Source organism: Microcoleus sp. PH2017_34_RAT_O_A, assembly GCF_020737885.1.
Lineage (GTDB): Bacteria > Cyanobacteriota > Cyanobacteriia > Cyanobacteriales > Microcoleaceae > Microcoleus.
The window spans coordinates 1-8,492 of the sequence record NZ_JAEQDD010000161.1 but is presented as its reverse complement, the minus strand read 5'-3'; the positions used below and the strand labels follow the sequence as shown (position 1 = coordinate 8,492).

General features: G+C 46.2%; 12 protein-coding genes. 11 read left to right on the top strand and 1 reads right to left on the bottom strand.

The features are described from left to right. Nucleotides 1–316: 316 nt before the first annotated feature. Nucleotides 317–619, top strand: coding sequence for an antibiotic biosynthesis monooxygenase (locus tag JGK11_RS31660; protein WP_293186970.1), 303 nt, complete (start codon nucleotides 317–319; stop codon nucleotides 617–619). Between the two features lie 133 nt (nucleotides 620–752). Next, nucleotides 753–1,301 (top strand): TspO/MBR family protein, encoded by a 549-nt coding sequence (locus JGK11_RS31655; RefSeq protein WP_293214352.1) that lies wholly within the window; start codon nucleotides 753–755, stop codon nucleotides 1,299–1,301. Nucleotides 1,302–1,476: 175 nt separating this feature from the next. On the opposite strand, the gene JGK11_RS31650 is transcribed toward JGK11_RS31655, so the two are convergent. Then, nucleotides 1,477–2,085 carry a TetR/AcrR family transcriptional regulator gene (locus tag JGK11_RS31650; protein ID WP_293186968.1) on the bottom strand — a complete coding sequence of 203 codons (609 nt, stop codon included), beginning with the start codon at nucleotides 2,083–2,085 and terminating at the stop codon, nucleotides 1,477–1,479. A 91-nt stretch (nucleotides 2,086–2,176) separates the two neighbouring features. Here JGK11_RS31650 and JGK11_RS31645 point away from each other — a divergent pair, with 91 nt between their 5' ends. From JGK11_RS31645 to JGK11_RS31605, 9 genes are all read left to right on the top strand, one after another. After that, nucleotides 2,177–2,851, top strand: a complete 675-nt coding sequence (locus JGK11_RS31645) for a GNAT family N-acetyltransferase (protein ID WP_293214350.1) — start codon at nucleotides 2,177–2,179, stop codon at nucleotides 2,849–2,851. A 15-nt stretch (nucleotides 2,852–2,866) separates the two neighbouring features. Continuing rightward, nucleotides 2,867–3,562: an SDR family NAD(P)-dependent oxidoreductase gene (locus tag JGK11_RS31640; RefSeq protein WP_293214348.1), complete on the top strand. Its 696-nt coding sequence runs from the start codon at nucleotides 2,867–2,869 to the stop codon at nucleotides 3,560–3,562. Next, nucleotides 3,562–4,395, top strand: a complete 834-nt coding sequence (locus JGK11_RS31635) for an alpha/beta fold hydrolase (protein WP_293186965.1) — start codon at nucleotides 3,562–3,564, stop codon at nucleotides 4,393–4,395. Before JGK11_RS31640 ends, JGK11_RS31635 begins: the two co-directional genes overlap by 1 nt. Before the next feature lie 51 nt (nucleotides 4,396–4,446). Continuing rightward, complete coding sequence (locus tag JGK11_RS31630) at nucleotides 4,447–5,232, top strand: SDR family oxidoreductase (protein WP_293186964.1); 786 nt, start codon at nucleotides 4,447–4,449, stop codon at nucleotides 5,230–5,232. A gap of 292 nt (nucleotides 5,233–5,524) precedes the next feature. Next, entirely contained in the window at nucleotides 5,525–6,115 is a 591-nt protein-coding gene (locus JGK11_RS31625) for an antibiotic biosynthesis monooxygenase (protein ID WP_293186963.1), read from the top strand. A 12-nt stretch (nucleotides 6,116–6,127) separates the two neighbouring features. Continuing rightward, nucleotides 6,128–6,562, top strand: a complete 435-nt coding sequence (locus tag JGK11_RS31620) for a hypothetical protein (RefSeq protein WP_293186962.1) — start codon at nucleotides 6,128–6,130, stop codon at nucleotides 6,560–6,562. A 129-nt stretch (nucleotides 6,563–6,691) separates the two neighbouring features. Further along, nucleotides 6,692–7,429 (top strand): SDR family oxidoreductase, encoded by a 738-nt coding sequence (locus JGK11_RS31615; protein ID WP_293186961.1) that lies wholly within the window; start codon nucleotides 6,692–6,694, stop codon nucleotides 7,427–7,429. A 54-nt stretch (nucleotides 7,430–7,483) separates the two neighbouring features. Continuing rightward, nucleotides 7,484–8,068, top strand: a complete 585-nt coding sequence (locus tag JGK11_RS31610) for a cytochrome b/b6 domain-containing protein (RefSeq protein WP_293186960.1) — start codon at nucleotides 7,484–7,486, stop codon at nucleotides 8,066–8,068. A gap of 139 nt (nucleotides 8,069–8,207) precedes the next feature. Beyond that, a partial coding sequence (locus tag JGK11_RS31605) for a hypothetical protein (protein WP_293199192.1) occupies nucleotides 8,208–8,492 on the top strand: 285 nt, incomplete at its 3' end.

Below are 8,492 nucleotides of genomic sequence, written 5' to 3'. Positions count from 1 at the left end.
TGCAAGTCTCATTGAAGACTGCGGTTACAAACCAGTTAATGCAGGTAATCTTCTGGTAGCACGCACTTTAGAAACCTTAGCAAGTGCATGGGTGCAGTTCGCTGTTACGAGTCAGCTATTTCCAAACCTTGGGTTGAAAGCTTTGCAACGTTGAGCAGCATAATCAATCAAATGCAGCAGACGGTTGAGGGTCAATGACTGAGTTCAAGGTTGCTTGCCGCCGCTCGTTTGAGAATTTAGGCAGCAAGGTAGAAATTCCAGATCGGACTTTCTTTCAAACTTTCTTGCGGCAACTACATACAACGGAAAACCTAATATGAGTAACTTTTCTCCTGGCTACTACATTACCGCCGAACTTCGCATCAAAGAAGAATCTCAGGCCAAAGAGGCAATAGATTCGTTAACGATCTTATGCGCCGAGACCCTCAAAGAGCCAGGTTGTTCCATATTTCAGCTTCATCAAGACACAACAACTCCTCTCCGCTTAATACTATGGGAGAGATTTGACGATGAAGCCGCATTCAAACGTCACTTTGAGGAGTCGCATACCAAGGATTACGTTGCCCTAGACCTGACAGAGGTTGTGCAATACTTCCAGACAAGCGTGATTGCGGCCTAACATTCGTTCAAGCCGACCCCGACGCGGGGCGGCTTAGCTCAAGCGTTATGCGGATAATTGAGTCGGCTTAGGTATTAGACTTTTTCTCGCAATTGATGTATCAGTACCTTAGTTAGCTAACACCAGAACAGAAATGAGCGACACTAAAACCAACCCTAAGCCCGTCATCGAAAGTCGTGTCTTCCTTTGGTGGCACGCCCTCGTCATCTTCGTGATTGCGAACTTGGTGAGTGCGCTGCCAGTCGGTTATGGTGGTGACAAGATTTTCTACAACAACTTTGAGCAGCCGCAATTTTCACCGCCTGATTGGTTGTTTGCCCCCATGTGGCTCTTCTTAAATGTCACTTCGCTCATGGCTCTGTCTATTGTGGCAAATTTACCAGAGCGTTCAATACGCCGCCGGACGTTCCTAATTTTTGAAGGAGTTGGTTGGGTATTGTTCGCCATCTTTACCACGATCTACTTTTTGATGCGTAGCCCAATTCTCGGTGCAGTAGATACGGTGGCTGGACTTGCTGTTGGATTTGCTAGTCTAGCCTGTTGTGTTGGTATCGGCCAACGACGAGCTACGTTTTTTATTCTACTGAGGGTGCTCTGGCTGTGCCTTGCAAGTTATGTTTCGGTCTATGTCGCATTTCACAATACTGATGAGTTTTTTTATAATATTGGGTGGGTAAGGTAAGTCTAACCAATCGAATGTACCTAAAAACACATAATGCCCTCAATCGAGTTGTTATGCAGGAAATAGAGTGAAGGTTAATGGATATTATCGACACTATCAAGCCAAAAAATAGAACTGCGTGGCGAGAATCGTTGGATAAACACCACGTTGAGTCGCAGCATAACCAATCAGAGCATCAGACTTGATGCCGAGTTAGTAACGTCTCGATCAATTGTTGAGCCGTTTTTAACCGTTTAGGATCATTGGATTGCGCGACCCACGCTGCCAACTCATTCAGCGAACCATTTACTAAATGAGCAAAGCCCTCCACATCGATCGTATTTAGCTTTCCCTCCTTGACGGCTATCTGGATTGCCTCATAGAGCAATCCAAACCCATACTGGTCGAACTCGACTAAGGTGTCTGCCGCCAAAACCGCTGGGGCTTCAATGAACACCAATCGTCGCAATTCCTCTTGCTGTGCAATCTCTAAGAATGCCTGACAACCGATTACCAACTGTTCCCAATTGTTGTCTAGGGGCTGTATTTTGCTTCTGATGTAGCCTGTGATCTCGCCATAGGCTTCGGCAATCACAGCTTTAAAGACTCCCAGCTTATCGTTGAATTGGTGATACAACGCCCCACGAGTAATCCCCAACTCGCTGATAATTTCCTCGGTTCCGGTGGCTGCATACCCTTTGGTTGCAAAGAGATGACGCGCCCGAACAAGGATGGCACGGCGGGTACGTAAGGTTTGTTCAGCCTTGGTTAGTTTAGTGGGCATAGCAGGTTGCTTGACATTCATACAGTATGTATCTTGACAGGATTGGAAAGAGTCGATATTTTAGATACATACAGACTGTATCTTTTATGGGATTTTTCTCAAGGAGGCTGTCATGCAAACGACTCTAAACACTCGCAAAGCCACGATCGCGGATATTCCTTTTCTTGCCAGAATCGAGTACGAAGCTTCCTTACCTCCTTTGAATCATTGCTTTTGGGAGGACATTTTGCAAGGTACTGGAACAAGCGCATTGCAATTCATTGAGGCGGAACTGAGGGCAGGTGCTTCTAACTGGGGGAATGTGACTGATTTCTTGATTGTGGAGGAAGAAGGAAACCCCGTTGCAGGGGCGGCAGGCTACACGCCAAACTTGGAAGATTACTGCCCACTGCGGCTATCCCATCTGGATATGATCGCTCAAGACTTGAGTTGGTCTGAAGACATTGCGGCGGGCTTTCGCGATCGCTATATCCAATTTTGGGGTGGCGATTTGCGACCGTTTTTTCTAACCCCTCAAGCACCTTGGATTATTGAAAATGTTGCCGTCTTGCCAGAAGCACGAGGTCGAGGATTAGGAAAAGTGCTACTCAGAGCGCTCCTAGAGGAAGGGCGATCGCAGCAGCATTCTCACGCAGGAATTATGGTCATCAACGGGAACGATGCGGCTCGTCATACCTACGAGTCTATTGGGTTTAAGCCATACCAAACCTTTCACGCCGAGTATTTCGCCGAACAATTTAATCTCGAATTTCCAGGAATTACCAAGTTCAGTTTTTGTTTCAATTAAACAGGAGAACATAATATGTCGTTCAAGACGATTCTTGTGGCTGGCGCGAGCCGTGGCATTGGGCTTGCCGTTGCTGAACATCTGGTATCTCAGTGCGATCGCTTGCTAGCAGTTTCTCGCACAGAGTCGCCGATCGGGGAGTGGATTCAGGCAGACTTGTCTAACATAGGGGGTGTGGAAACAGTGGCAAAAGCGATCGGGGAAGATTCTTTAGATGCACTCCTATACATGGGAGGCACTTGGGAAACCCATGCGTTTACTAGCCAGTATAAGTTTGAAGATTGCTCTGATGCAGACATTTCTCAAGTCATTGCCGTGAATCTAATGGCTCCAATACGATTGGTTAAAGCTTTACTACCTGCCCTCCGACGATCAGATAATCCAAAAATCATTTTTATGGGTGCGCTCTCCGGTCGGGATAATTTCCCAGGACGAGAGGTTGCTAATAGTGCTTCTAAGTTCGGGTTGCGGGGTGTTGTGCATTCATTGCGTGAAGAGTTGCGATCGCAGCAAATCAGTGTCACAGTGATTAATCCTGGCAATGTCGGCACACCCGAAGTTTTGGCTGATCTTGCCGCAGATAATCTATCAGGCGGTGAGGCAATTCCTCTAACAGATCTTCTAAGAATTATTGATTGCATTCTCTCCTTGTCACGAGCTACTTGTATTAAGGAAATTGACGTACCCGCAATGTTAGGTAAGGGGGCTTGATGAATAGTACTGATCAATTGCAAGACCAATATGTCAAAGTCGGTTCAGTGAATACCCGATACTGGCAAACTGGTGATTCAGGCAACACGGTCATCTTGCTTCATGGTGGCGGCGGTTATATTGAGTTGTGGAAGCACAATATCTTTGAATTAGCCACTCATCATCGTGTATATGCGTTTGATATGGTCGGTGCGGGTCAATCCGATAAACCGGATACTGATTACACCTTTGACTTCATGGCGCAGTTCACGCGGGATTTCATGAAGGCTTTAGACATCTCTAAAGCGAGCTTGATTGGAACTTCTGCGGGTGGTGGAGTGGCACTCACCATTGCGCTGAACTTTCCAGAGTTAGTTGATCGACTTATTCTGGTTGGCAGTGCTGGTTTAGGTAAAGAAATCAATTTTCTGTTGCGGATCTCAACGTTTCCAGGTTTAGGCAGATTATTGAGTTCGCCAAGTAAATCGGGTGTGGCAATGTTGTGTAAGCAGGCGGTCTATGACTCAAACCTCATTACTGACGAGATCGTCAAGGAGTTTTATCAAATGGCGACGCTTCCTGGCGTGTCAGAAGCAACATTAAACGTCGGTCGTTCAAACTTCAACATCTGGGGACAATTTCACCAGTCGATTACTGAAAGATTAGGGACTATTGTGGCTCCGACCCTAATTGTTTGGGGTAGACAAGACCCGATGGTTCCTGTAACCCATGCTCAGAATGCCGCTAAAATCATTCCAAATGCTCGGTTGGAAATTATTGAAGAGTGTGGTCATTGGAGTTCGATTGAGCATCCTCAAAAATTCAATCAGTTAGTTTCAGGGTTTCTCTCGTGATTTTTGGATTGGTTGCCATTTGTCTGTCGTTTACGACCAAGGATATTTTTTATGCGTAGTAACCACAAAATAGCCCTGATTACAGGCGCTTCATCAGGGATTGGAAAAGCACTCGCCGAGAACTTTGCTCAAGACGGTTATGACGTGATTCTGGCGGCGCGCAGTTTCAGCAAAATGGAGTCTCAAGCTGCCTATCTGAAAGAACGATACAACATCACCGCAACTGTCATCGCCGCCGACTTGGAATCCCATGAAGGAGCCGCCAACTTGTACAAGGAGATCAAGAACAGTGGCTTCATGCTGAGCGCACTAGCGAACAATGCAGGCTATGGCACCTTTGGCGAGTTCAAAGACTCGACTCTACAATCGGAACTGGCAATGATGCAGATCAATATGAACACGATCGTCGTATTGACGAAGCTCTTCATGCCTGACCTCCTGGCTACCAACGGCAAGATTATTAATACTGCCTCAACCGCTGCATTTCAACCTGGCCCATACATGGCTGTGTATTACGCCACCAAGGCATTTGTCCTGAGTTTCTCAGAAGCAATTGCCGCTGAGCTTGAGGGGACAGGTGTCACCGTGACGGCGCTCTGTCCCGGGCCGACGGCTTCTGGTTTCCAAGACAAAGCCGATATGCACGCCTCGGCGCTCGTCAAAAACAAGAATCTCCCGATCGCAGAGGAGGTAGCTGCTCTAGGCTATCGAGCCATGCAACGTGGTCAGAGGGTGTACATCCCAGGCATTGTAAACTGGCTGATGGTTCAAAGTCTGCGCTTCACGCCACGTAGCTTAGTCACTAAAATCGTCAAGGCGATGTCAAAACCAATTTAATGAGCTGATTGTGCCGAAACACTTTTGATGTCCAGCCTCATAGCAAGATTCTAATAAATGGGGCAAGAATCAATGATTAATCTGGATTTTTCTAACAAGATTTTGACTCGGCAGAAATCTTTGCTAAGCTTGGTTTCGTATTGAGGTAAGGCGGAAAATAAACTTTATCATTTTACTTCCAAAATAAAACGATTTGGGTTGGCTTATCTTAAATGCGAAACACGGAGGGAAGATATCTAATAACAAGCACTTACATTTTAGTTCATGGCGCTTGGATGGGGAAATTTTGACAGTGGTAAAGTCTCCTGCTGGAGTTGTGGCGATTACTCGGCACGTTAAGCCGGGATTTGAATCTGTATTTGAAGAGGCAGTGCGAGGTGTCATTCTTGCAGCTAGTACCTTTCCGGGCTATGCAGGAGGTGAAGTTTTATATCCCACAACGAAGCGTGGTGCATGGCAACTGATCCTGCGCTTCGACACCGTTGTTCATTTGCAAGAGTGGGAAGAATCTCCCATTTGTCAGGGCTGGATTGCTAGGGCAGATGCACTCACTATCGGCGATCCAAAAGTTTTGCGGGTTAATGGTTTAGAAGCCTGGTTCGTTCTGCCTGAAGTGCCGAATGCACTTCCACCCCCTAAATGGAAAACTGCGATTGTTAGCGCGATCGGTATCTATCCAGTCATTTCTCTGATGCCGATTCTGCTGAAACCAATCACAAATGGACTCCCTGCTTGGCTAGCAACACTTGTAAGCATTGCCATCATGATGCCGTTGATGACTTGGGTCATTATGCCTCAGGTAACGCGATTGTTTAAGCTCTGGCTTTATCCTCCTGATGCAAAGCATTTAGCCCATAAATCAACTAACTCAAACCCAAATTAAAGGAATGGATTCATGGATAACCTGCAACTAGAAAATGGATTCCCGGTCAACCCTATCCGAGTTGGCGATGGAATTGTTCTCATCAACATATTTACACTAGATCCTGAAAAAACTGAGCAGTTTGTTTCTACTCAAGTTGCCGAGTACAAGAGATTGAAAGGTCAATTCCCAGGCAGTTATACAGCCAATCTGCACATTAGCCTTGATCGGACACGAGCTGCAAACTACGCTAATTTTGCATCGGTAGAAGATTATGTCGCGATGCGAAATAGCCCTGAGTTTGCCGATCATTTAAAGCGTCTTCAAGGGCTTGTTGTTAAGGCAGAACCCCAACTCTATCAAGTGATTTACACACAGAATCTAGATATGCAAACCTCTGAAGAACCTTTACCCATGTTGCCCGCTCCAGAACTTGCACCAAAACTTTCGCCTCCCGCCCTTAATTGATATTGATATTGCATGACATCGCAGACGTGCTTGAATAATTGGTTTCGGATAATTCGCGATGGGTGAACGAATAGACCATTCAAATGAACGGTAGTATTTTGTAGGCATTTAATCATTCTAGGAGAAATCATGGACGTTACAAATTCAATCGCTCTTGTAACAGGAGCAAATGGTGGCATTGGTCGATATTATGTGGAAGCATTGCGAACAGCAGGTGTTTCTCGGATTTATGCAGGGGCGAGGAACCTAAATTCTCTGACTAACATCGTTGCGATTGATCCAGAGCGGATTATTCCAATTTCGTTAGACATTACGGATGAACAGTCCGTAACCACCGCAGCAGCAACCTACCGGGATGTCACTCTTTTGATTAATAATGCTGGAATCGGTTTGCTCAAGGGTTTTATTTCTGCGACTGACTTTTCTAGTGCTAGAGCCGAGATGGAAGTGAACTACTTTGGTACGCTCGCGATGTGTCGCGCTTTTGCTCCAGTGTTAAAGGACAATGGCGGTGGAGCGATCGTCAACATGCTCAGTATTCTCGGAAAAGTTAACTTTCCCATGAATGCGTCCTACTGTGCTTCTAAGGCTGCGGCAATATTAATGACTCAGGGTGTTCGTGCTGAGTTGGCAGCGCAAGGTACGTTGGTTGTCGGTGTGATGCCTGGGACGGTCGATACAGAAGTAAGTAGAAACTTTCCACCACCGAAAGTGTCTCCAAAAGTTGTTGCTCAAGAAGCCTTGCAAGCCGTGATCGATGAAGTTGAAGATGTCTATCCTGGAGAACAAGCCAAAGAGATGGCAGCACAGTTGCTTAAAGATCCAAAAGCACTCGAAAAGATGATGGCAACGATGCTGCCCAGTTAATCATCTTCAACGGGAACCGATCATAATGAGGCGAAATTAAGGGAGAAACCCGCTATGAGTTCATTGCAGACTGTACCTAAGAAGCCCAGGCTCAACTCTGCTTTCCAACGGTTGATGTCAGTTCACTGGTGGATGGCAAGCTGTTATCTGGTTTTGTTTGTTGTCGGTACGTTTATGTCACAGATGCCCAGAAATGACTTTCGAGACATTCTCTACGACTTTCATAAATCGATCGGGGTATTGACGATGGCACTTCTGACTTGGCGCATCCTCACCTTGCTCCAGGTGGTGTGGAAGAAGTACACGAAACGGCAGCCTAAGTTTTCTCTGCAATGGCTCAAGAATTTTGCGTTGCATACGCTGATGTATATCTTTATGTGGGCAGTCCCGATCGCAGGGTTTCTTCTTTCTAATTCCTTTCGAGCCAACGGGGTCAAGTTTTTTGGATTAGTGCTACCCGATGTATTTCCGCAGGATGCGAAGATGGTTGAACTCGGTCGGGCACTTCATTTCTGGCTTTCCTACACATTCCTAGCATTCATCGCGCTGCATTTAATCGTTCAATGGAAAGTTGCTAAAGCCAACTGGCGAAGGCTTAAAGGATTCATTGAAGCAAGAATCAGTACGCAAAGAAACTGAACTTCCCAGTATTTCTAACACTGGGAAGCGTGACAAAATAGAGATGGCAGCGCAATTACTCAAAGATCCAAAAGCACTCGAAAAGATGATGGCGACGATGTTGCCTAGTTGAATGCAATCTACATGAGAAAAACTCATTATGGCTCAACCACAATTTGCCAAGGGGCTGCTGAGTGCTGCTGCACTGTCAACGCTGATCATCCCAATTGGAGTGGATGCAGTTTTATTGGCAAACGGGCATATGAATAACCCAGCATGGCTTCCCCACGCTAAACTTCACTGTGCAATGTCTTTTTTTGCGGCGGCTTCTCTAGGAATTGCAGCGTTAGCAATTTTAAAAGTGCGTCCCACGAGCGATCGCTTTTCAATGGGTTTGGCTGCATTTCTCGGATCTGCGTTCTGGGTTGGGCTAATTGGCGCGGGG